This is a genomic window from Rufibacter aurantiacus, assembly GCF_017916345.1.
Lineage (GTDB): Bacteria > Bacteroidota > Bacteroidia > Cytophagales > Hymenobacteraceae > Nibribacter > Nibribacter roseolus.
Map to the genome: position 1 here is coordinate 537,927 of NZ_JAFMSV010000003.1, position 24,467 is coordinate 562,393.

General features: G+C 51.0%; 19 protein-coding genes. 4 read left to right on the forward strand and 15 right to left on the reverse strand.

What is annotated here, in order from left to right; translation table 11 throughout:
- Positions 1–151: 151 nt before the first annotated feature.
- Positions 152–499: a hypothetical protein gene (locus tag J3P34_RS12785; RefSeq protein WP_210489061.1), complete on the reverse strand. Its 348-nt coding sequence runs from the start codon at positions 497–499 to the stop codon at positions 152–154.
- 470 nt (positions 500–969) lie between these two features.
- Here J3P34_RS12785 and J3P34_RS12790 point away from each other — a divergent pair, with 470 nt between their 5' ends.
- Positions 970–2,478 (forward strand): malate:quinone oxidoreductase, encoded by a 1,509-nt coding sequence (locus J3P34_RS12790; protein WP_210489062.1) that lies wholly within the window; start codon positions 970–972, stop codon positions 2,476–2,478.
- A gap of 668 nt (positions 2,479–3,146) precedes the next feature.
- On the opposite strand, the gene J3P34_RS12795 is transcribed toward J3P34_RS12790, so the two are convergent.
- Positions 3,147–3,812 (reverse strand): metallophosphoesterase family protein, encoded by a 666-nt coding sequence (locus tag J3P34_RS12795; protein ID WP_210489063.1) that lies wholly within the window; start codon positions 3,810–3,812, stop codon positions 3,147–3,149.
- A gap of 145 nt (positions 3,813–3,957) precedes the next feature.
- On the reverse strand, positions 3,958–4,641 hold the full coding sequence (locus J3P34_RS12800) for a metallophosphoesterase (RefSeq protein ID WP_210489064.1): 684 nt from the start codon (positions 4,639–4,641) through the stop codon (positions 3,958–3,960).
- 177 nt (positions 4,642–4,818) lie between these two features.
- Here J3P34_RS12800 and J3P34_RS12805 point away from each other — a divergent pair, with 177 nt between their 5' ends.
- Positions 4,819–7,734: a PD-(D/E)XK nuclease family protein gene (locus J3P34_RS12805; RefSeq protein ID WP_210489065.1), complete on the forward strand. Its 2,916-nt coding sequence runs from the start codon at positions 4,819–4,821 to the stop codon at positions 7,732–7,734.
- Here J3P34_RS12805 and J3P34_RS12810 read toward each other — a convergent pair whose 3' ends face one another.
- The 3 genes from J3P34_RS12810 to J3P34_RS12820 form a co-directional block, all read right to left on the reverse strand.
- Complete coding sequence (locus tag J3P34_RS12810; protein ID WP_210489066.1) at positions 7,735–8,397, reverse strand: hypothetical protein; 663 nt, start codon at positions 8,395–8,397, stop codon at positions 7,735–7,737.
- A 561-nt stretch (positions 8,398–8,958) separates the two neighbouring features.
- Entirely contained in the window at positions 8,959–10,263 is a 1,305-nt protein-coding gene (gene cypC, locus J3P34_RS12815; RefSeq protein ID WP_210489067.1) for a CYP152 family fatty-acid peroxygenase CypC, read from the reverse strand.
- Positions 10,264–10,499: 236 nt separating this feature from the next.
- Positions 10,500–10,934, reverse strand: a complete 435-nt coding sequence (locus J3P34_RS12820) for a DUF2062 domain-containing protein (protein ID WP_210489068.1) — start codon at positions 10,932–10,934, stop codon at positions 10,500–10,502.
- A 443-nt stretch (positions 10,935–11,377) separates the two neighbouring features.
- Here J3P34_RS12820 and J3P34_RS12825 point away from each other — a divergent pair, with 443 nt between their 5' ends.
- The gene (locus tag J3P34_RS12825) at positions 11,378–12,763 is read left to right on the forward strand and encodes a DNA recombination protein RmuC (RefSeq protein WP_210489069.1); all 1,386 of its coding nucleotides are present in this window, start codon (positions 11,378–11,380) and stop codon (positions 12,761–12,763) included.
- 120 nt (positions 12,764–12,883) lie between these two features.
- Here the strand turns inward: J3P34_RS12825 and J3P34_RS12830 are convergent, their stop codons facing one another.
- The 5 genes from J3P34_RS12830 to J3P34_RS12850 form a co-directional block, all read right to left on the reverse strand.
- Complete coding sequence (locus tag J3P34_RS12830) at positions 12,884–13,108, reverse strand: hypothetical protein (RefSeq protein ID WP_210489070.1); 225 nt, start codon at positions 13,106–13,108, stop codon at positions 12,884–12,886.
- A gap of 219 nt (positions 13,109–13,327) precedes the next feature.
- Complete coding sequence (locus tag J3P34_RS12835) at positions 13,328–13,933, reverse strand: hypothetical protein (protein ID WP_210489072.1); 606 nt, start codon at positions 13,931–13,933, stop codon at positions 13,328–13,330.
- A 439-nt stretch (positions 13,934–14,372) separates the two neighbouring features.
- Positions 14,373–15,554 (reverse strand): zinc dependent phospholipase C family protein, encoded by a 1,182-nt coding sequence (locus J3P34_RS12840; protein WP_210489073.1) that lies wholly within the window; start codon positions 15,552–15,554, stop codon positions 14,373–14,375.
- Between the two features lie 362 nt (positions 15,555–15,916).
- The gene (locus tag J3P34_RS12845; RefSeq protein ID WP_210489074.1) at positions 15,917–16,633 is read right to left on the reverse strand and encodes a pirin family protein; all 717 of its coding nucleotides are present in this window, start codon (positions 16,631–16,633) and stop codon (positions 15,917–15,919) included.
- Positions 16,634–16,779: 146 nt separating this feature from the next.
- Positions 16,780–17,541 carry a LexA family transcriptional regulator gene (locus tag J3P34_RS12850; RefSeq protein ID WP_210489075.1) on the reverse strand — a complete coding sequence of 254 codons (762 nt, stop codon included), beginning with the start codon at positions 17,539–17,541 and terminating at the stop codon, positions 16,780–16,782.
- A gap of 340 nt (positions 17,542–17,881) precedes the next feature.
- On the opposite strand from J3P34_RS12850, the gene J3P34_RS12855 reads away from it, so the two are divergent.
- Entirely contained in the window at positions 17,882–19,063 is a 1,182-nt protein-coding gene (locus J3P34_RS12855) for a S8 family peptidase (RefSeq protein WP_210489076.1), read from the forward strand.
- A 303-nt stretch (positions 19,064–19,366) separates the two neighbouring features.
- On the opposite strand, the gene recQ is transcribed toward J3P34_RS12855, so the two are convergent.
- The 4 genes from recQ to speE all read right to left on the reverse strand — a co-directional run bounded on the left by recQ (position 19,367) and on the right by speE (position 24,354).
- Positions 19,367–21,499: a DNA helicase RecQ gene (gene recQ / locus J3P34_RS12860; RefSeq protein ID WP_210489077.1), complete on the reverse strand. Its 2,133-nt coding sequence runs from the start codon at positions 21,497–21,499 to the stop codon at positions 19,367–19,369.
- 125 nt (positions 21,500–21,624) lie between these two features.
- The gene (locus J3P34_RS12865) at positions 21,625–21,957 is read right to left on the reverse strand and encodes a phage holin family protein (RefSeq protein WP_210489078.1); all 333 of its coding nucleotides are present in this window, start codon (positions 21,955–21,957) and stop codon (positions 21,625–21,627) included.
- 17 nt (positions 21,958–21,974) lie between these two features.
- Positions 21,975–23,066: an agmatinase family protein gene (locus J3P34_RS12870; protein ID WP_246853696.1), complete on the reverse strand. Its 1,092-nt coding sequence runs from the start codon at positions 23,064–23,066 to the stop codon at positions 21,975–21,977.
- A 4-nt stretch (positions 23,067–23,070) separates the two neighbouring features.
- Entirely contained in the window at positions 23,071–24,354 is a 1,284-nt protein-coding gene (speE, locus tag J3P34_RS12875; protein ID WP_210489079.1) for a polyamine aminopropyltransferase, read from the reverse strand.
- Positions 24,355–24,467: the final 113 nt, after the last annotated feature.

Here is a 24,467-nt window from a genome sequence, read left to right on the forward strand (position 1 = left end):
AAAATTAGAACATGTCTATGAAGCTTTTGGCCATGTTTTAGCCTAAGTCAGGTACAAAGCATATAACTGAAGTCAACAAAATAACCTCCTCTAGGTTTTCAGCCCAATTTTCAAAAATAGGCCTAAAACCAGAGGAGGTAATCATGCTACTTTACTCCTGCACGCTCAATTTCCGCTTCATTACATAATGGCGGAAATCTGTTTTGTCTTCCCGCACAACGTAGACGTGCACCAGTTCCCAGCCCTGTCGGTTCATATAATTCAAGGCATCTATGGGTGAGATAAATTCCAAGGGGTTGCCGGAGGCGTCCAGCAATTTTTCACCCCGTTTCTGTTGGGCACTGCCGAAGTCTACAGACATGTAAAACTGTTTGCCAAAGGTCTTTTCCCACATAAAGGCATCGCAATATTCCTCGGTTCTCTTGGCGGGTTGGTCCTGGGCAACAGAGGTACTGGTGAAGCATAAAGCGAACAGGATCGGCATCAATAGCTTTTTCATAGTGGTTTAGGTTTAGGTGAATTGAATGGACAGGTGAAAGAAGTAGTTTGCTGGACGGACAGCCTTTCCAACAGCTTTCTCCCTTTTAGGCCTCTTTTCTTTAAATCAGGTTAAAAACAGGAAAACCACTTTAAAGCGCCGCAAATATTAAGCCAATCATATATAAGAAGATGCCTTGCTTTAGGTTAAGAGAGAGCTTCATACAGCAGCCCCCCGCCAGGATTTTGAACAACTCCTTTGATAAGGGCAAACTCAGCCTATAAAGCCCGTCAGGAACCTACTTTCCCCGAGTATACCAGCCTGAAATTACCTTTTGCCCCTATCATGGTGATAAACAAGAACTAAAGCATTCCCCAACCCAGGCGTGCAAAAGCCCTCACCTCTTTGATATTCAATTCACAACTTCCTTATTTGGGCAAAACACTTTCTGTTGGTTTCTTCGTACTCTAGGAAGTAAATAACCTAATACCATGGACAAAATAGTAACCGAGCCAGATGTAGTGTTGATTGGCGCTGGCATTATGAGCGCCACCCTGGGCGTGATGCTAAAGCAACTGCAACCGGATTTGACCATAGAAATATATGAGCGGCTAGACGAAGTGGCCGCCGAAAGTTCCGATGCCTGGAACAACGCCGGTACCGGCCACTCCGCTTTCTGCGAACTTAACTATACCCCTGAGAAACCCGATGGCTCCATTGATATCTCCAAAGCCGATGTCATTGCCGAGTGGTTTGAGCAATCGCGCCAGTTCTGGGCGTACCTGGTAGAGCGTGGCATCCTCGCAGACCCCAAGATGTTCATCCGCAGCGTGCCGCACATGAGCTTTGTCTGGGGAGACAAAAACGTGAACTTCCTGCGCAAGCGCTATGACGCCATGACCAAGTCACCGCTCTTCCAGGGCATGCAGTACTCAGAGGATTTCAGCCAACTGGAAGAATGGATGCCGCTCATCATGAACGGCCGTGACAAAAACATGAAAGTGGCCGCCACCCGCATGGAAGTAGGTACCGATGTGAACTTCGGATGCCTTACCCGCCAGCTCTTCAAACACTTGAAGGAAATGGGCGGCGTAGAACTTTACCGCAACCATGAGGTGCGCTCCTTCCGGCACAAGGACGATGGCAAATGGCGCGTACGGGTCAAAGACCTGAATACCGGCCAGAAACGCCGCGCCCGCACCAAGTTCGTCTTCATTGGCGCCGGTGGCGGATCACTACCCCTGCTGCTGGCCTCTGGCATCCCTGAAGGAAAAGGCTTCGGTGGTTTCCCGGTAAGCGGACAGTGGCTCAAATGCACCAACCCAGACATCATTGCCCAGCACCAAGCCAAAGTCTACGGTAAAGCCGCCGTGGGTTCGCCACCTATGTCGGTGCCGCACCTGGATACCCGCGTGATCAACGGGGAAAAGGCTTTGCTTTTTGGACCGTACGCCGGTTTCACCACCAAATTCCTGAAGAAAGGCTCTTTCTTTGACCTGCCTTTCTCCATCAAGATGAACAACCTGCGCCCGATGCTGGCGGCGGGTTACACCAATATTCCGCTTACCAAATACCTCATCAACCAGGTAAGGCAGTCCCCGGAAGACCGTTTGGATGCCCTGCGCGAGTACGTGCCAACTGCTAAAGCCGAGGATTGGGAACTGGAAGTAGCCGGACAACGGGTGCAGGTGATCAAGAAAGACCCTGTAAAAGGCGGGGTCTTGGAGTTCGGAACCGAGGTGGTAAGCGCCGCCGATGGCTCTATTGCCGCTTTGCTGGGTGCCTCACCAGGTGCCTCCACGGCTGTTTCCATCATGGTGAACCTCATCCACAAATGCTTTCCGCAAAAAGCAAACACTCCTGAGTGGCAGAACAAAATCAAGGAAATGATCCCCTCCTTCGGCATCTCCCTGGACGACAACCCGCAACTGTGCGAGGAATTAAGGGCGCACACCGGCCGAGTGCTCCAGTTGCATGAGCCGCAGCCGGTACAACGATAAGTTTGGATTGGGAAAGCCTCAGAATATCTTCTGAGGCTTTTTTCATTTTAGGGTTTTAGATGCTTTGCTGGCGCAGTGGAGTTCTTTGCCTGTTTTCCTGTGAACTCGTAGTCCGCTTTTGTTAGCGGAGGACCGCAGTTTTCATGGGTTTAATCACTTTGTTGTTGCATCGCTAAGCTCCGTGCGCTCACGGCCGCGAGGCCCCGCCTTCCGGCCTCGCGCTGCGCCAGCTTCCTTTGCTCCCTAAAGGTCGCAATGCCTTCGGCACCGGAACCTGACAAGGCGCTCAACCGAAAGGCTGGAAACGGAATTATGCCTAACAAGCAAAGATTCTCCCCTTGAGGGGAGCGTAGAGGGGTGTTTACATTTACTGATCAAGGCGTCTGCTCTCCACTTACCATGGTTCAAGTCTGTGACTTGGACCTACTATGACCGGCAGTATGCAACTGCCGTGAGGCGCTAGCCTCAAAACCTGGTTTTAATCGGTTTAAAGCTAATCCGCTACTACCACCGGCCCTTCTATCCTTCCTAAGATTCCCTTTGATGGGGTAAATGGGATGTTCACACCTGCCGATCCTCGCATTCCACCATTAACTAAATGAAGATACCACACACCGCCTTGTCTCCTACGTTTACCACCGCAATTTTAACGACTTCCAACAAACCCTTCAATCTTCCCTATTTGCCACGGTGTGCAGTTCCAGGGTATCCAAGTTTAGAGCGGTGAGGTAGCCCATTCTGCCTTTGAAGACGCAGCCGCCGTCAATGTTGATGACATCTGGGACGGGTTTTACCAGGGAGGCTTTCATCTGGTCCAGGGTGATGGGTGTATGGCCGTGAACGATCTTCCGGTTGCCCAATTTGCGTTTGTCTACCTCAAAATCGCGGGACCACATTAAAGTGTGCCGGTCAGTGGCGGGGTCTGTGATAGAGAAGTTGTAGCCGGCATGGACCAGCAGGTAATCGTCTAGTTCAATGTAGAGCTCCAGCTGGGTCATGAACTCCCAGTACATGGGCCTAATGTCCTCAATCTTTTGGGCCCGGAAACTCTTCAGGGCCTCTTTGCCACCGTTGAACATCCAGGAGGTGTGGTAAATGGAATTGTCGCGGGCTTTCATGGCCATGTCCTCGTGGTTTCCGCAGAGCGCTTGCACCCGGAAGTTGTCCTGCAGTTTCATGATGTAGTCCAGCACGCCTTTGGAATCCGGTCCACGGTCTATGTAGTCGCCCAGCAGGTAAAGCCGGTCCCGGTACTTTAGCTTGATCACCTCTTCCACCAGATACCGGAAAGTTTTAAGGCATCCGTGGATATCTGAAATGGCGTAACGACTCATAACCTGCGAAATAGTGGTAAAAGTCATTTTACGGATTCTGGGCGGGTACAGCTTTCCCGTTTAATGATTTAATGGTTCTGGGTTTTGCCTGTAAACTGTTTCAGGAGTGTTTTTGGAATAAAGGCACTGAAACGGAGATAAGCGCTTAAGCGAAGGTGTCTGCGTCTTCCCGGTTCTTCAGGGCGTGCAGTTCCAGGGTGTCCAGGTTGAGGGCTGTGAGGTAACCTAAGCGGGAGGTGAAGACGCAGCCGCCGTCAATGTTGATGATATCAGGAGCCGGCTTTTTAACCGAGGCCGCAATCTCGGTTAAATAGGTGGGTGTATGCCCGTGCACAATGCGTCTCCCTCCCATCATCTTGAGATCAGGTTCAAAGTCCCGGATCCAGAGCATGGAATAGGTGTCATCAAACGGATAATCATGGGAGAAGTCAAATCCGGCGTGTACCAGCAGGTAATCGTCCAGCTCCACGTACATCTGCAGTTCATTCATAAAGGTCCAGTACTTCTCGGGGATTGCTTCCAGCGAGAGCGTATCGAAGCTTTTCAAGGTCTGTACGCCTCCGTTATACAACCAATCCTCGGGGTACTCCGGATCTTTGCGGGCGTCCAGCATCATGTCTTCGTGGTTTCCGCAGAGGGTAATGACCTGATGGCCTCCTTCCCGCAGATCCAGGATGAAGTCAATGACGCCTTTTGAATCAGGGCCGCGGTCAATGTAATCGCCCAGAAGGTAAAGGGTATCAGTTTTCTGCAGTTTCAGTTCCTGCTCCACCATGTACCTGAAAATCTTGCAACATCCGTGAATATCTGAAATGGCGAATCGGCTCATAGTCTTCTCTTCCTTGTTCCCTTGCCTTTTACGAGTACATTAGGTTTCAATCCACCATCGGCATTAGTATTTATCCTGATGAGGTACCCGCGGCCATGTTTCTGGCTTGTTTTGAGAAAATCGGGCTGAAAACGTCGTATCTTGCTTCTTTATCCAAACCAAATACTACCCTGCTCCATGCAATCTTTCCTGCGGCAAACCGCTGAACATATTTACCAGACCTACACCGATCAACTGAGTGAGCTGTGCATTGTGCTTCCTACCCGCCGTGCCACGTTGTACTTCAAAAACGCTTTGGCCCAGGCCGCCCCTACCGGTATCTGGTCGCCGCAGATCTATTCCATGGAGGAGTTTGTCTGCAACATGGCCAACGTGGAGGTGCTGGAGCCGCTGCACCTGCAACTGGACCTGTATGACCTCATGCTGCGCTTTGATCCGCATTTGGACTTTGACCAGTTTGTGGGCTGGAGTGCCACGTTGCTGGAGGATTTCTCGCGCATGGACATGGAGCTGGTGAACGCCCACGAAGTATTTGAGTACGTGAGCGAAGCCAAGGCGCTGGAGCGCTGGGATCCGGCCAAGCCGGGCAGCAGCGTGCCCACGGCCAACGTGAAGCAGTACTTCCAGCTCTGGAGCAACCTGGAACGTACCTACCACGCCCTGCAGGAGAAACTAAAGAAAGACAACCAGGCCTATACCGGCATGGCTTTCAGGATGGTAGCCGACCGCATCAAAGACATTGCTAGAAGTGAGAAAGGCTGTTTCCGGTACATCTTCGTGGGCTTGAACGCGCTCTCCAAAGCCGAGCAGAAGATCATTCAGACGCTGCTGGAAGCCGGCAAAGCCGAGGTTTTCTTCGACTCCGATGACTACTACATGAGCCCGGAGGCTGAGAAACGCGCCGGTCATTTCCTCAAACGCTACAAAGCCAAATGGCCGCTGCCTGAGTGGAACTGGCAGCAGAACCTGCTCTTAACCGATACGAAGGAGATCAACGCCATCGGGGTGGCCAACGCCAGCATGCAGGGCAAGATTGCCGGTCAGTTGCTCCGCGAGATCCGCCAGCAGGACCCCACGGCGGAGATCGCGATTGTGATGCCCGATGAGACCCTGCTCCTGCCCGTGCTGCACTCTATCTCAGACGAGGTCACGGACTACAATGTGACCATGGGTCTGTCCTTCAAAGGCACGCCGCTGTTCAACCTCATAGACCTGCTCTTCGAGGTACACCTCACGGGTGTGGTGCAGCCCACCGATACCGGTTACAAGGTGAACCGCTACCATCACCTGGCCGTCACCAAACTGCTGCAGCACCCGTTCCTGCGACGTTATGAACAGTACCTGAATAGCATCGCGGAGCGCGAGGTGGACCTGGACCTTTTCCAGCACGTGCTGGACGAGATGGTGGCCCGCAACAGTGTCTTGCTCACCGCCGAGGAGATCATTCGGCTAGGCCGCGAGCATCCCATGTTCATCACCCTCTTCCGAACCTGGAACGATTGCAACGATCTCATTGACTCGCTTTATCATCTGGTGGATGCGCTAGGCCGCATTTACCGCGTGGAGTCTGAAAACCCCATTGAAACCGAGTACCTGTTCATTCTCTACACCATTGTCAAGCGGCTGGACACCTTATTTGACTGCCGCGAGCACAAGATTTCGGTGCGCAGTTTCAAGAAGTTCCTGTATGAGCAGATCGGCAATACCAAGCTCCCGTTCAGCGGCGAACCCATCTCTCCCACGCAGGTCATGGGGATGCTGGAGACCCGCGCCCTGGACTTTGAGAACCTCATCATCCTGAGCGTAAACGAGAACGTGCTGCCTCAGCCCAAGAAGCAGCACTCGCTTTTCCCGTATGACGTGCTGCGCACCTTCGGGTTGCCTACCTACTCTGAACAAGAGAGCATTACCTCTTATTACTTCTACCGTTTGTTGCAGCGAGCCAAGCGCGTGAACCTGCTGTACGTGCTGCCATCAGACACCTACGGGTCGGGCGAAAGGAGCCGCTTTATCCTGCAGTTGCAACATGACCTGGCGCCGCGCAACCCCAACATCACCTTCCGGGAAATGACGGCCGTGGTGGAACAGCTGGACACGAAGGAGTACGAGCCGGACATCATCATCCAGAAAGATGGTGAGGTGCTGGACAAACTCAAAGAGCAGCTCAAACGCGGCCTGTACCCCTCGCACCTGAACCAGTACGTGAACTGCTCGCTGCAGTATTATTTCAGCCGCATTGCCAAACTGGAGGAAGTAGACGAGATAGATGAACTTGTAGGCGCCGATACCTTCGGGACGATTGTGCACCAGGTGCTGGAGGATTATTTCCGACCTTTTGCTGAGGAGGCGCGGCCCATTGAGGTAGCCGACGTGAACCAGATGCTGGCGGGCCTGCCCAAGAAGGTACAACTGGAGTTTAAGCGCGGGACACTGGGCAACCTGCCCGAACAGGGCATGAACCTGATTCTGTACCAGGTGGCCGTGCAGTTGTTGACCCGCTACCTGGAAGGCCTCCGGGACTCTGAGGAACTGCCGCTCTACATCCTGCAACTGGAGGAAACCCTCCTTACCGAGCTGGAGGTGAAACTCCCATCGGGAGAGAAAGTGCCCGTGCGCATCGCCGGGAAGGCTGACCGCATTGACCTTAGCGGCCACACCCTGCGCGTGATTGACTATAAAACCGGCAAAGTGGAAGCCCGCAATCTCAAAGTAAACCCCGAAGACCTGGAAAGCACCCTCCTGCATGACCGCCACCTGGACAAAGTGCGTCAACTTTGGCTCTACCGTTACATCCTGGCCAAAGAGATCCAGAAAGGCAGCCTGCTGGAAAGCAAAGTCTTGAACCTGCCCAAAGCCAGCTATGATTTTGAGGCGGGCATTATCTCTTTCCGGAACCTGGGCGCCGGGGTGCTCACCTCAGAACTCCCGTTTGTGGATGCCTTAGGCGAGCCCGCCGATTTCATGGAGACCTCTGAACGCCTGCTCAAGGACCTGGTGCGGCACATGCTTAACCCCGAGGAACCCATCAGGAAAACGAATGACCTGGAAACCTGCCAATACTGCGCCTATAAAAGCATTTGCGCCCGAGGCTAGTTAAGATTGCGATATTCTGGTGGCTGGTTCCTGGTAGGCTGGCGCATAGTAGTCTTTGATGGCCTGAAGCTGTTTCCGGCGCTGGAGGGCCATTGCCAAGCCCATGGCTATCCACAGTAAGCCCGATGGCAGGAAGTGCATTTCAAAGGTGGCATAGGTAGGCAGCATTGAAAGTACTTTGGGCAGTGCGAAACCCAGTGGCGCGGTGAACAAACCGAAAGCCATGAGGCCAAACCGCACCCAGGTGGGCAGCAGACGCGCCTTCAAGGTGGCAATGCCCAGCAGAATGGCGCTGATGAACATGGTAAGGCAGGCTATAGGCATCACGTACGGGATCATGTGCCAGAACGTAACGGCCACAAAACCGGTCATGGCTCCCAGCAGCGCCACAATCCCGAAGAACAGTACGCCAAACTTAAGCCCGTTCAACTGCCGGTAATAGGCCATGGCCAGCGCAATCAGGGTCAGATCAATGGTGGCAAAGGCCGCCGTGAACAGAGACCCGTCAATAACACCTAACGGGCTGCCCATGTCATCCCAGAGGATTTTGCCAGTTTGCACCCCGTACGCCAGGTGTAAAAAGTAGTGAATGGCCAGGAGAGTCCCTCCCAACACCCCGATCATTGGAACCGGCTTTGACAAAATGGTTTTCTGCAATTGCATTTGGTTTCTGTTAAGGATAAAAACTGTACACTTTTCCGCTCTCACACGCTACCCAAGAGGCAGCTTAGCACCGCTGATTTCAACTTGGCAGAAGCTTTCATTTGGAATAACAAAATTCCTTATTAACGCCTTTTATATAACCTTTTACTTCTTTTTTATTGCAATTTCAGTTGAAGCAAAGATCAACATACACCTATTTAAGGTTTGTAAGATTAAGACAGAGTACGCTTGTCTTTACCCTATTCCTAATGAAAATTTAGTTTTGACTCTTCCTTCAAGAAAATAGGCTTAAAGCAGCTTCGGGTAGGAAAACAGAGGAAATAAAAATGGAGGTGGAGAAATCTTCCTGTAAAGGATTAGAAGTCTTTCTTAAGCGATCAGCCTATAATCAGGGAGTCAAATCTACCAAAAGCAAATGGGCCATTAGGGCAAGCCGGGAAGTCCTTGGTTCAGGTTTAAGGGCGAGCCGTTTCAATGCTGATTTAGCTAAAACTAGCTTAAAACAAAGAGCTCCTGCCAGGAGGGCGGCAGGAGCTCTTCGGGTAAATATGTACGGGCAATTTAACTGTGGTGGAAGGGGCACTTGGAAAGCTGGTTCACATCTCCCTCCCCGGCGTGTTCTACGGCGCGTACGTTGCGCATGATGAACTTGCTATTGGGGTAAGTGGGCATTCGCTCCAGGCTGAAGCTCAGGTCCTGGGTTGGCACCTCGTACTCCATGTACCTGGAGAGGAAAACCATGGACACTTTCATGGCCTCAATGGTCACCCACTCGCCGGCACAGCGGTGGCCCGTGAAATGGTCGCCCCCGCCCTGCGGGATAAAGTTAAATGCGCTTCCGTCCCAATCCCGGAAACGGTACGGGTAGAACTCATCGGGGTTCTCCCAGATCTGCTCATCATGCAGGGTGCCATACATATCCAGGAACACCAGGGTGCCTTTCTTGAACTTGTGTCCGCCCCAGGTGAAATCCTTTTTGACCCGATTTCCTAAAAACGGCCCGAAAGGATAATACCGCCGCACCTCCTGCACAAACATCTCCACGTAGCCTTCCTCGCCCTCGGCAATTTTCCGGCGCGCCACCGGGTGTTCATGCAGCGCCACCGCACCAAAAGTGATGTACCAGGCAATGGCCACAATGGGCCGCAACAAGTTGATCAACTCCACGGCCGCCATGTGCACGTCCAGGGGCTTGTCTTCAATATCACGGTGGAAGGCAATGACATGGGCCGGTGAATTCTCCGGTACCTTCAGTTTCCCGTTCCTGATTCTTTCGATGACGTCTTCTATCCAGGCCTCGGCCCTTTTACGGGCTATTCTGCCGCGCATATGCCGGGGACCAACCGCCCCGAAAGCATCTACCATGGCGGCAAAATCGCTGGCCCGGCGCCGCACATCCTCCTGAATCAACGGAACGCCGGTCCAGGCGCAGGCCACGCGGCAAAGCAGGTCCTGAGTTTCCTCAAACAAAACTACCTCTTCCATGTGCTCCCACCGGTGAATGGCCGCCTGCCATTGCTGCGTCAGAAGTCGGTTGAGCTTATACAGGCTGTCAGGTGTCATCAGAGACATGAACATGGCTTTGCGGTGCAGGTGCCCTTCGCCGTCCATGGTCTGGATGGCATCTTTGCCCATCAGCGTCCGCTGGATGCGGTTTGGGATGGCCTGATACCGCATAAACTTATCCGGGTCATAGAACACCTTGGCGGCTTCCACACCGTGGAGGCAGATCACGTTCTGGAACATGATCCTGGTCTTGAAGATGTTGGAGTTGAAGCGCTTCACCCGGTTATGAATGAACGGGAAGCCTTCCAGCAGAAGATTGAGGGAGTTGTCAAGTACTTTTTCGTGCGGAATAGCGCTCATGACCTTGCTTTTTATAGAACGATGGCCCCTGCCGGAGAAAGAAGAGGAATTTTCCTCCGGACAGGGATTTTGCCTTGGTAAAGCGTACGCACAGAAAGCCCCGGTGTTCCTGATGAAACAGCCCGGAGCCGAAATAGGGTATAAACCACCAACCTTCCATTGGAAAGCCAGGTGCTTATAGGTAAGCGGAAAGCAAAAAGATTAATGTCCGATTGGCAGAAAACAGGCGCTAAATGCTACGCCACCTGCCGTACCGGCAGCAGGCGGTGCAATACCGTGCGGCTAGAGAAATACATGGCCAGCCCGAAGGGAATAAAACAAAGAAGCCAGGCCAGAATACCTACCAGGTTCGCAATCCAGAGCTGCTGCAGGGCGGTAACCCAATCTGCCTGGAACATGGTGGTGAGTTTTTCCAAAGAGAAAGGAATGGGCGTTACCGGGAAAATAGACTGACCCAGATCCACGAAAGGCACATACAAGGCCAGCTGCACGGGCTGCATGACGTAGCCAATGAAAATAGTAAAAGCCACGTTGAGCCGGAACCTGATAGCCCAGAAAGTACACAGAACGGTGGTGAGCCCAAGAAAAGGAACCATGCCAAACCCGGCGCCCAGGGTAATGGTCAACGCAAGCTGGTGCGGGGTAATGCCTTGCTTCACCAGATTGAGCATGGGTTCCCACAGCTTGCGCCGGATTAAATGCTTTATTCCTCCCCTTTTAAATAGTAACACGTTCATTCAATAATTTACGACTTTAGCGTTAAGTGTTCTGCCTTACGTTGGTAACGGCAAAAGTTGTGCTAAAATCCCAGGTTCCGGAAAATATATTACTTTCCTCCAAGAAACCAGTTCCCTCTCCCTGTGGGGAAGCAACTTTGACGTGCCATACGCACAAAACCTTCTAGTCACAGGAAGAGGAACCGGTACATTCGTTAATACCGGAAACGCCCGGAAGTAACCACTCTATCACAGCTTAAAAAGAGAAAATCTTCTGCTGTTTCTTTAAAGACAGCCAAAACGCTTGCTAACCCTATTACTAATTGCGAAAAATTTTAGGCTTGGGCACTATTGTCTTATCTTTAGATGTTGATTCTGCTGACTTACCCTTCACTCCTATGGATATAACCCTTTCTCTGCTCGCCTTTGTTGTAGGCGGCATCATTACCTATTTTCTGGTCCAGGGGAAACTTTCTGCGCTGAAAACCTCCCTGCAGAACCAGGAAGCCGACCGCGTCTTTGCCCTTAAACAGCAGGAGGCTGCCCAGGCCGAGATGCAGAAGCTGCAGGAGCAGTTGCGCCGGGAGAACAGCAAGGTGATGGAACTGCACGCCGAGGTTACCCGGGCCGAGAACGACATCTACCACCTGAAACAGAAACTCTCTGATGAGCGGGCCGAGCTGGCGCACCTGCGGGAAACCTTCATGCAGCAATTCACGCAGGTTTCAAACCAGGTACTGGTGACCAACGCCGAGCATTTCAGGAAAGCCTCTGCTGAGAACCTGGAGCAGGTTTTGTCTCCTTTGAAAGAGCGCATCAAGGAATTTGAGCACAAGGTGGAGGAGACTTATGAGAAAACGCTGAAAGACAGCACCTCGCTCAAAGAACAGATCACCTACATGGCCAGCCTGAACCAGCAGATGAGCCAGGACACCATTAACCTTACCAAAGCCCTGCGGGGCGAAAAGAAAGCCCAGGGCAACTGGGGCGAATACCTGCTGGAAAACCTATTGGAAAAATCTGGCCTGGAGCGCGATGTGCACTACCGCCGCGAGCAGGTGCTGCAGCACGATGAAGCCAAGATCTTCCGCCCGGATGTGATCATTGACCTGCCCGACAACAAACACCTCATCATTGACTCCAAGGTGAGTCTGGTTGCTTATGACGCGTACTGCAACTGCGAGGATGAAATCCAGCAGCAACTGCACCTGAAGAGCCACATTCAGGCGCTCCGTACCCACTTCACTGACCTGGGCCGCAAAAACTACCAACACCTGCACGGCATCCAGTCACCTGATTTTGTGCTGATGTACATTCCTATTGAGCCGGCCTTTAACCTGGCCATTCAGCAGGACCGCGACCTTTTCCTGGAAGCCCTGGACCGGAACATAGTGTTTGTGACCACTTCCACCCTATTGGCTACCCTGCGCACCGTGGCTAGTGTCTGGAAACAGGAAAACCAGAAGCGCAACGTACTGCGCATAGCAGAGGAAAGCGGCAAGCTCTACGACAAATTCGCCAATTTCCTGGAAGACCTGAAAGACATTGGGGTGAACCTGGACAGGAGCCAGCAGAAGTACCACGCCGCCATGAATAAACTGTCTGAAGGCAACGGAAACCTGCTGAAGAAAGTGGAATTACTTAAAAAACTGGGCGCCCGCACCAGCAAGACCATGGAAACCCAGTGGCTGCAAAATGCCCCTAACGTGGCCACCAGCTTATTTGAGACTCAGCCTCTGCTCAATGCCCAGCCTCTGGAAGAAGAAAATCTGGAGGAATTGTAACCAAGAGTCTATAGCCATCAACTTACAATAGGAATCTTTTCCAGTATTCTAAAACAGAAGAGGCAGTCATTTGGGTGGCTGCCTCTTCTGTTCTGCCTCTGAAGTTAAGAACCAAATAAATCAGGTGGTACTAGTAGTATAGGTTGTACTGGTAGTTGAACCTGTGGTCGTCGCTGTGGTAGTACCGGTGGTTGTGCCTGTAGTGGTAGTTCCAGTGGTAGTACCTGTTGTTGTTCCTGAAGAATCGTCGTCGTCATTGTCGCATGAAGGTGCCAAAGACACACCAGCTACAAAAACGGGGGCAATCAGGAATGAAATCCATTTCTTTTTCATGATCCTTCCCAATTTACATTTGAACGCTTATCCTTATAGATATACGAGTTTAAAGTACCAACCGGGAGGGTCTATGAATAGAAAAGCACAGATCTTACCCGCATTCTCCTTATCAATGAGAATGCGGGTAAGGTATTTACCAAAGAGGACTCCACCACAATTTTTCCTATGGTTTACAATTTACCTCTGCTTAGCATGAGTAAATCGTCCAGAGAAAAAACAGCAATTGAATCAGGTAGTACCAGTTGTGGTTCCGGTAGTAGTACCCGTGGTTGTTCCGGTAGTAGTACCTGTCGTTCCAGTGGTGGTACCTGTTGTGCCAGTAGTGGTACCTGAGGTGGTACCTGTGGTTGTTCCCGTAGTGCCGGATGTGGTGCTAGTAGTACCGGTAGTACCGCTAGTAGTTCCTGTTGTACCAGTGGTTGTACCAGAAGTAGTTGAACCAGTAGTACCGGTACTACCTGTAGTTGTTCCCGTAGTGCCGGACGTGGTGCCAGTAGTACCGCTGGTAGTACCGGTTGAGCCGGTGGTACCCGTAGTTGTACCGCTTGTAGTTCCGGTAGTACCAGTAGTTGTTCCTGTGGTTCCTGAAGTAGTGCTTGTTGTTCCGGTTGAACCGGTAGTGGTGCCAGTGGTGGTTCCTGTAGTGGTACCCGTTGTCGTGCCCGTCGTAGTGCCGGTAGTGGTACCCGTGGTAGAACCTGAGGTGGTTCCGGTGGTAGTACCTGTTGTTGTTCCTGAAGTGTCGCTGTCATCGTCATCATCGCAAGAGGATGCCAGGGACACCCCCGCTACAAACACGGGAGCCATCAGGAATGTAATCCATTTCTTCTTCATAATCCTACCTAATTAAATTTAAAAAAGTTAACAAGTAAGATTATAAGGGCTTGGACAATTAATTAACACCCTATGACTCACAACTTAAATACGGAATTTAACACGTATAAATTTTAAATTTTTGAAGTAATTATCACAATTCAGGTTAAATACTCATGTAGATAAACCACATATAAATATTTATTACTATACCCCAAGGGGTTAATAAGCAATATTTTACGAGGTTTTAATTTTTACACAAGCCATTGCTTAGCCAAAAAAAATCGTTTATTTCAAAAAAACCTACAAATAATTAATCACAATATTGAATTATAGATCAACATCAACAACCCCATTTAACATTAATTTAATTTTATATATTTATAAATAAAAACAGGTAAATAAACCATTTAATCACCATTTATATTTCAATACAAATAGTTTAAATTTGCCTCTTTTATCAATTCACTTGTTGACCTTTTAGTTTAGCCAACAACTCCTGGGTTTGTTCCCATTCCTGTATTGCTTTTTTATCCGAGGTCTGAGGATTCTTGGCTTTGGCATAGAAGGTTAATAGGTTTTGTTTCAATTCTGGTCTTAGGGAGGCAAAGCCTTCCTTATCCAGTTTCCTGAGCCATTCAGCGTACGTTTTGTCGGCTTTCCCGTATTTGCCAACGGCACTGCGGTCTCCGGTGTCAAGGTCTGTGTTCTGGAGTGTGGAAGTTGTTATAGGTAAGTTCTGCAACCCCTGGCTGTAGTGTTTGGAGGTGGCATTGAAACTCTCCATGAAAAACTTCTCGGCCTCTGGGGTAGGCGGCTTAAAAGCGAAAGTGCGGTTAGGCCCAATTTTGGGCAGCACCCGCAGGAGCCAACTCAGGAACTTCTGAAATAAATTGGGCTCCTGGTATTCCCGACCCCAGCGCTGGTGATAATCTGTTTTCCTGATACGGTACAAATACTGCTTACGGGTAACGCTTGGTTTGCTGGCTCTGATATCTGATTCCTTCAGGTTCCAGGCGGCCTTTGTAAGGCTGGGAATCAAAGTGCTCACCGACCTCCTAAAGGTCCCGATGGTAAGCTTCAGGCTTACAAACAAGCTGCTCAACTCCAATCCGTAAGTTTTTTTGAAAGCCCGCTCCAGGGACTCTTGACTTACCTCAAACCCGATGAAATCATGGTAGGCTTCTGGAGCGTAATTTCCCCTGGCCACCTGCAGAACATCAAAGCCAAACTCCATTTTTATGTGCGCGACAGGGTTTTCCTCATAGGTAACTGAATTGCCATACTGCGCCTTCATCTCGGGGTACACCAGCGGCACGGACCGGTTAGTGCCTATGGGGTGACCATAGTTATCGGCGTAGTAATGGGCAAGGGCGCCTAAGGCGAAGGCGTATTCCTCTAGGGTATGCGCCTCTTCCAGCAGGGCAATAATAAAATCACCGCTGCGTACATAGTGGGTTAGGTCAGTGAAAAAGGTGTTCCCGAAAGGGTAATAACCCATGTCCTGAATAATGGCCCCACCGTAGGCATGGGCGTGAGCTTTACGCAAATTCTCCTGTGTAACCCCGGGAAACCGTTTCTTTAAGATGGGCACAATGGAAGGCTCCCAGGCCACATCAATAATGGCCTGGTGCGTTAACACACCATAGGCCTTTCCCTCTTTTGGACTGGCTAGAAGCAATAGAAAAAGAAAAGATAAAAAGAAGCCGTATCGGTTATGTTGCATAGAAAGAAGGCTACAGCAGGCAACCAGATCATTGGTGCTGGCATGCCTTCTTACGTGAAATACGGATATAAGGTAATGAGCATAAATATGGTTCTACCTTCCTGTTCATTGCCATCCATTTTAGAGGCTATTTTTGCAAAAACCAGCCAAAAACAAAAATTCTAATGAACAGGATAAACTACTATCAATCTTTAGAAAGCAACCCTGGTGAGTTTCTATAAACAGCAAAGGCGCCCATTTACTGAGCGCCTTTGCTGTTCGTTTATATTGCATTCTATCTAGAAGTTTGCTTCTACGCCCGGTAAGTCAATGAGGATGAAAGTACTGTCTGCGGTGGCTTTTATCCGGAGGGCATCCACATCGGCGGATCTTACCTGGTCATTTTTCTGCACCTGGATGCCGTTCACGAACAGTTCCCCGGTGGTCACGTAGATGAATCCCTTCCGGATTGAGAAAGTCTTGAAGTCAATTTCCTTTCCTTCTTTGAGGTTGGCGTAATAGATGGTGGAATTGGAGTTGATGTACACCACGTCTTCCAAGACCTTCTGCCCGGTCACCAGCGGCACCAGCTCGTTTTTCTCATCGGTGAAATCAATGGCCTTTTGCTCATAGCTGGGGGCAAGCCCTTTCTTGTTGGGGAAGAACCAAAGTTGGTACAGGTGGAGGTCCTTATCTGAACTGTTGTGCTCTGAGTGGCGCACGCCGGTACCTGTGGTCATGCGCTGCACTTCCCCGGCCCTGATCACGGTGTCGTTGCCCAGACTGTCTTTATGGGTCACCTCCCCTTCCAGCACAATGGTCACGATCTCCATCTCAGAGTGCGGATGCTCTGGGAACCCGCTGTTTCCTTTAATGTAGTCGTCATTGAAGACCCGCAAAGGCCCCCACTGCACGTTGTTCATGTCATAGTAGTCTGAGAAGGAAAACAGAAAGTAAGAATCAAGCCATCCGTGGGAGGCGTGGTGTCTATCTGCGGCAGGAATCACTTTGATCATGGGAAAAGGTCTTGATGTTCCTTCGTAAATACGTACCTAGGCTCCGGAGGTTTATTATGGGTTTACTATATAAAAAAAGGGTCCGTTTAAAGGCTGATTTCTGAAAAACAGCTTCTAAACGGACCCTGAAAAAAAATGCCTTGAGATTACTTGGTGGTCTTCAATTTCTTCACCTCCTGCTGCAGGTCAAGTACCAGGGAGGTCAGTTTGTCCAAAGAGATCTCAGCCATCGGGAAAGTGGTGCTGATATAGGCCTTGGCTTCCCACAGCTCCACTATATCATCCAGGGCTACGTCGTAAGGTTCATAGCTCGGGTTGTCTGAGTGCAGTCTAAGGGCGGTTTGCTTCTGCTGGTGGTAAATGCGCTTGAACACAATACCTTCCTGCAGGCTCACCACTATACAAGGGGTACCGTCTTTTATTTCCTGCCACTGCTCTACGTACCGCCCCACAATCACCGTCCCTGAAGGGATAGGCAACATGGAGTCTCCTTTTATCTCAAACGCCCGGTAGGTGCCGGGGCTCTGGATCATAGGCAAGCGGAACTTGGGAAGTTCCTCCATGAACTCAGGATCTGAGTAGCCATTGAGGTAACCAGCACTGGCTTTGTAAGGCACCAGTTCAATATTCTCGCGGTCTTGGGCATCCACGGTAATGGAAAGCACCTTTACGTTGGCGTTGCGCTTAGAAGAACCGTTTTTAGAGACGTTGGGCAGGTCTGGATTGATCAACTCATCTACTGATAGGTTGAACACCTGCGCCATTTTCACTAAAGTGGCCAATTTTGGCTCGGCCCGCCCTTCTTCATAGGCACCAATCAAGGACCGTTTAATCTCCAGCTTCTCCGCAAGTTGTACTTGGGTGAGGTTAAGCTGCTTTCTAAGATATTTTAGGTTCGTGCTAAGCATAGGAAGGTCCGTTGAATGTTTAATAAAGTAAAAGTACTAATTCTTTAGCAAACAACTAAAATTTTTGGCATCTGTTTTTTTTCATTTAGCTAATCTTCAGCAAAATACAATATCGCAGAGCCCAAATCATTAGTTACCAATTATTTAAAGACTAGATTTTAGCTTTACAAACCGCTATATTAATATATATAAAGTATTTAATATCAAGGTTTTATTTATTTATGGTTTTGGATACTAATTGGATTATTTACTACATTTGAAAAAATGCATCAGTATTCACAACATTGAAGGTGTTTTACTTAGCTCATCTCTATGCGTAATTTTTACTAACCAAAAGTGTATGAATTCAACTACGTTTAAGAAAGCAGTGTCCTTTTTTGCACTGGCCTCCGTGTTTTCAATGTCTGGTTGCCAACAAGATGAATTGATGGAAGAAACGGCCAATGCGCCCGTTGAACCCACCGCAACCTCCAAAGCCGTAGCCGGTAAGTTCATTGTGATCCTGAAAAACGGCTCTTCCCTTTCTGCCTCCCAACTGCGCGAGAAAGTATTGGGCCGGAACGGACTGGAAACCACCCGGGCCCGCGAAATTTTTCAGGGTGCAGTAAACGGTTTTTCAGGCGCTTTTTCCAAAGAGGAGATCAACCTCCTGAGAGAAGACCAAAACGTAGCGTATATTGAGCCTGAGCAAGCCATCATGCTGGGCAAATCCACCGGAACCACTTCTACCACTACCACTACCACCACCTCCACAACTACTTCTACCCAAACCATTCCGTGGGGTGTTTCCCGCGTGGGTTATGGCGATGGCACCGGCAAAACCGTTTGGGTTATTGACTCAGGCGTACAATCAAGCCACCCAGATCTGAACGTAGATAAAACCCGCAGCAAGTCGTTTATCTCCGGCGATGCTTCTTTTGAGGATGGCTATGGCCATGGTACCGGCGTTGCCGGAATCATTGGTGCCAAAAACAACAACGAAGGCGTAGTAGGCGTTGCCGCTAACGCCACCATAGTAGCCCTGCGCGTATTTGACAACACCGGTTACGGTACCCTTACCAGAATCTACTCTGCTCTGAACCACGTGTACCAGTACGGCAAGCCCGGCGATGTGGTGAACATGAGCCTGCGCGTAAGCGCCTCCACCATGCTGGATGACCTGGTGAAGAAAACCGCCGCCCGCGGCATCTTTATCGCTATCGCCTCCGGGAACAGCTACATTGACTGCAAGGCAGATTCTCCGGCCCGCGTGATTGCACCTAACGTGTTTGTGGTTTCAAACATGGATTCTTACGGCAAGTTCAACCCAACCTCTAACTTCGGGGCTTCGGTTAAATATGCGGCACCCGGTACCAACATCTTAACCACCTGGAAAGGCGGCGGCTACACCACCGGAAACGGTACTTCTTACGCCGCCCCGCACGTAGCCGGCATTCTGGCACTGACCGGAGGTAAAGTGAACGCCCAAGGCCTGGTAACCAGCGACCCAGATGGCACTCCAGATCCTATCGCTTTAAAATAATTTTTTCATAGGTAATACCCATAGTATCCCCCAAAGAAAGGCCCGGCTAATAGCCGGGCCTTTCTTCTTTAGTAATAGGTATGTTCTTCTGTATTTGGGAAGGTAGCGCCCTTTTATCCTACCGGATGACATCGTGTTGCAGTGCAACCATGCTACATATTATCCTGTAGCGACGTTACACCGTAACGGCGTACGCATTCAGGAGCTAGCTAAACAGGTTCTAATTCTAGCCTGTTTTCAGGAAAACAGCCTTTGAATGGGATTCTATTTCCTCCTTTGACTAAGCCAAAACCAGTCTCTTCATCAGCTATTCTCTTTGTTAAACCTTCCTATTCCCAACCGTATTTTCAGGTAATCAATTTCACCTTCCAAGTACTCAAAAATAGGTTTTAGGGCCGCAGTCTGCTTTGTCTGCAGGATGGCTTCGCGCACGCGGCTGTACTCCCAGTCAGAGAGGTATGGCTTCAGGTCCACGTCATAGCCTTGCTGGTAAAGCGTAGCCAGGTGTGAATAAACCGTATTGATCTGTACCTGCCGCTGCTCCGAGATCTGCTCCGGTGTTTTGCCCTGCCGCAACAGTTCATAGGTCACCAGGTGCGTGGTTCCTTTCAAACGGGCCTGCTGCTGCTCGGCCTGCTGGGCCAGGAAACTCAGGATGGCATTGATGAAGATCTCGCCGTACTGCTCGTACTTGGCCTGAGCCACTCCTGAGATAGCCAGGAACGCCGGTCGGTTTGTAGGCCGTTGCTCCACAATCTCTTGCAGGGTATTATCGGTGAAGACCACGTATGGCGGGATGTTGCGCTCATTGGCCAGCTGTTTCCGGAGTTGCCGCAGGTGCTCAAACAAGGCCGTCTCCACACCGCTCCTGGATTTCTTCTGGCGTTTCTCTTTCTCCTCTTTGGGCATCGGAGCCTGGAATTTTACCAGTTCCACTTTTTTACCTTTGAAAAGCACCTCCTGGCTCGCGTTCGTCAGCTTCAAAGCGCCGTGCTCATCATAGGCTACCTCCAGAATGCCCTGGTTGATCAATTGGTGGATGTAACGTTGCCAGTCCTGCGAAGGCACATCGCGCCCCGCCCCGAAGGTCTTCAACTGGTCATAGCCTCTGGTCAGAGTGAGTTGGTTGCGGGATCCCCGCAGAATGTCCACCACCTGCGCCGAGGCCACTGTCTCTTTTGTTCTGGCTACTGCCGATAGGATCTTCTGGGCCAGCTCGGTGCCGTTAAATGAGGTGGGCGGATTGTCGCAGATATCGCAGTTCCCGCAGTCTTTGGAATACTCCTCCCCGAAGTAGTGCATCAAGGTCTTGCGGCGGCAACTGGTGCTCTCCGCGAACTGCTGCATGCGATCCAGCTTAGCCAAAGACAAAGCCTGCTCTTTACTGCTCTCGCCCTGAGTCACGATGTCGCGCAGGGTCATGACATCAGCGAGGCTGTAGAACAAAAGCGCTTCGGCGGGCGCACCATCGCGGCCACCCCGGCCTATTTCCTGGTAGTAGCTCTCCAGGTTTTTGGGCAGGTTGTAATGGATAACCCAGCGTACGTTGGACTTATCAATCCCCATCCCGAAAGCAATGGTGGCGCACATGATCTGGATGTTGTCCTGCAGGAATTTCTCCTGCACGTTCTCGCGGTCTCTTGCAGATAAACCAGCGTGGTAATAATCTGCGTTGTAGCCTTTCTCCTTCAGTTTGGCCGCCAGAGACTCAGTGGCTTTCCGGGAAAGGCAATAGATAATGCCCGGCTGAAAAGGCCGCTCCTCCAGGAAATCCAGGATGGCTTCCATGCGTTTCTGGCCGGGCTGCACCTGCAGGTAGATGTTGGGCCGGTCAAAGGAGGAGATGAAAACCTTAGGGTCCTGCAGGTAAAGCTGCGTAAGGATGTCGCGCTGGGTCAGACGGTCCGCGGTGGCGGTGAGGGCGATGATGGGCACCTCGGGGAACTGCAGTTTCAGATTCTTGAGCTGCAGGTACTCCGGCCGGAAATCGTGGCCCCAGGCCGAGATACAGTGCGCCTCGTCAATGGCGAACAGGTTTATCTGCAGCCGCTTCAGGAAAGAAAAGAATCCCGCCGAAAGCAGCTTCTCAGGTGACACGTAGAGCATCTTCAGCCGACCATCAAAGCATTGCTGTTCAATGAGCTGCTGCTCCTTCGAAGACTGGGAACTGTTAAGGAATCCGGCGTTCACGCCATTGCCCAGGAGCGCCTCCACCTGGTCTTTCATGAGGGCAATCAACGGAGACACCACTACGCTGAGGCCCGGCATGACCAAACCCGGTACCTGGTAACAGACCGATTTACCGCCACCCGTTGGCATGAGCACCACAGTGTCGCGCTTCTCCAGTACGTTGGTGATAATATCCTCCTGTCCCGGTCTGAACTGGTCATAGCCAAAATACAGCTTCAGTGCTTCCCGTGCCTCCTTTACTCCCATTTTCTAATCGTTTTGACAAAAATAAGGCAAAAACCCCTCTTTTCCTTTTACCCTCGGGTCAATAAACAGAAATAGCCCGGAAAAACTCCCGGGCTATCTAAATTCATTAGCAAAAAGAATGCAGCCTACAAGATGGCGTCTATAATGGCGGTGATGATGGACAAGACCAGACTAAACAGAATAGCGGTGATGATGCCGTTGATATCAAACCCGGTGAGCAGGTAATCAGCCATGTAAAGGATGATGGCGTTGATGACCAGCAGGAACAGCCCCAGTGTCAGGAACGTGATGGGGATGGTGAGGAAAACCAGGATGGGCCGCACTATAGCGTTAAGAATGGCGAGTACCAATGCCAGCAGAATGGCGCTTGTGATACCGTCAATGGTCACGCCCGGGAAAAACTGGGCCAGCACCAGGGCCACAATGCCCGTGATGATAATCTTGAGGATGAATCCCATAGTTTTAGGCTGTTCGTTTATAAGGAAGCTTCTAATCGTTTCTGTGATACGGCCATCCAGTTGCAGAGTTTGTAGAGCAGGCGCGCGCCCACGTTCCCATTCCACTCGCTCTCGCCGGGGGCTACCTCACACAGATCAAACCCGATGATCTCCCGCCCGGATTTCACCAAAGCCTTGATCAGGTAAACTGCCTCCTCAAACTCAAACCCGCCGGGAACCGGGGTACCAGTGCCGGGGCACAGCTTAGGGTCCAGCCCGTCAATGTCAAAGCTGATATACACCTTCTGCGGTAACTGCGCGATGATCTTCTTGCACTGCTTGCGCCAGGAATTGCCCTCGTACATCTTGTTCTTGATCTTGCTGTCATAGAACGTGGTGATGCGTCCGTTGGACTGGTCAACGAGTTCGGCCTCGGCCTGGCACAAATCCCTGATACCTACCTGCACCAGTTTTTTCACCTGCGGCAGTTTCAGGGCGTTGAACATTATGGAAGCGTGCGAGTAGGTGAAGCCTTCGTAGGCATCACGCAAGTCAGCGTGGGCGTCTACCTGCAGAATGCCGTATTCTTCGTGCTTTTCGGCTAGAGCGTGCATAAAACCCAGGGGCGTGCTGTGGTCTCCGCCCAGAACTCCCACCAGTTTGTTTTGCTCCAGCAAGGCCAGGGTTTCTTTTTTGGACCATTGCAACAAGTCCTCGCCCCGGCGGTTCACTTCCTCGATGGTGGCTTCATGGATAGCCGCATCGCCTTTGCTGCCATTCTCCAGGAACTCAATGTACGCCTCGGTTTTCTCACGCAAGCGCTGGCTTTCCTGGGCCCAATCCTCAGGCACGGCCGGCATGTGAATGCCCAAATGCCAGGCGTTGGGTAACTCGGGGTCAAACAGGTCCAACTGCGGGGAGGCATCGCGTACGGCGGCGGGACCTTCGGCGGTACCGGCGTTGTAAGACACGGTCACTTCCCACGGAATAGGAAAGATCACCACCTCAGATTCTTCTTCGGTGAACGGAAGCCCGAAAAGGCCACTGCCAACTTCCCCTACGCCATTCTGGTCAAAAGCGGAAATTTTCTTGTGTTTGGAATCACACATGGTGGGCATGTTCATGCTCATAGTACTAGGCTTTAGAGGAAAGTAAATCTTTTACGAAATTGGGCAAGGCGAAGGCCGCCACATGGATGTCTTCATTGTAATAGCGCAGCCCCTGCTCTCTGGAGAAGGCCGCCGCAACCTCCTGGTTGAATCTCTTAGGATGCACGTTGCCCTTTGAACTGAAAGAGAAACTCCAGGTGCCGGTGGGGTACGTAGGGATGGCGGCCAGGTAACAGTGCACGTTGTCCTGCCCGAAAATGCCCTTATAGGTATCATAGATCTCCACAAAAACATCCGTATTGAAACGGGGCGATTCGCTTTGGGTGATCATCACGCCCTCAGCCGTAAGGCAGCGGTACACCTGGCTATAGAACTCAGCGGTGAACAGCCCTTCTCCCGGACCCACCGGATCAGCGGAATCCACGATGATGAGGTCAAAAGCACCATCTGGGCAGTCCTGGATGTATTTGATACCGTCTTCCACCAGCAGGTTCAAGCGGGGATGACCGAAGGCGCTGGCCGTTTCAGGTAAGTGCAGTTTGCAGGCCTCAATCACCAGTTCATCAATCTCCACCAGCACCACTTCCTGAATGCTGTCATGGCGCAGCAACTCCCGCACGGTACCGCCGTCGCCGCCGCCAATCACCAGGGCACGTTTCACGTTCCCGTGGCTGAAGACAGGCACGTGGGTGATCATCTCGTGGTACACGTACTCGTCTTTCTGGGTGCACATGACCATGCCGTCCAGTGTGAGCATGTTGCCGTAAGCCAGGGTCTCAAACACCTCCACCTTCTGGTAAGGCGATTGTTTCTTGTACAACTGAGTGCCGCTGTGCTTCAAAGATAAAGCGATGTTCTCATCACGCTCGGTGAACCATACATCGCGGGTAATACGCGGGATGGAAGCCACGGGCTGACCGGAGTCGCGGGCTTCTACGGTAAAATCGGTACGTTTGAGCAGGCTTTGCTGACCTCTAAGACATTCCATGGAGGAACCGTGGCTGGCTTTGAACGCTTCTATGAGGTAATTATAGGAAACCCAGGGGTCCACGGAATCGCCGCAGGTAAATAAGTCCACGGCGGCGTACCCGAACTCGGGCCAGGTGTGGATGGCTAGGTGGCTTTCCTGAATAACGACCACCCCGGAGACGCCATAAGGAGAAAAGTGGTGGAACGTGCTGTTAATGACGGTAGCCCCGGCAGTTTCGGCGGCTGCCACCATGCTGTTTTCAATGTGCACCACATCGTTCATCAACTCCGGTGAGCAATTGTAAAACTCCACCAGGATATGTCTTCCTAAAGCATCCATAAGCGATTATCTAAGTCTGTTATTCGTTCAGACGCGCAAAACAACAAAAAAGATACTGGATTGGAAAGCTTGCAGGCTCTTCCGTTTAGCGGCTGGTTTCTTAAAAACAGCTT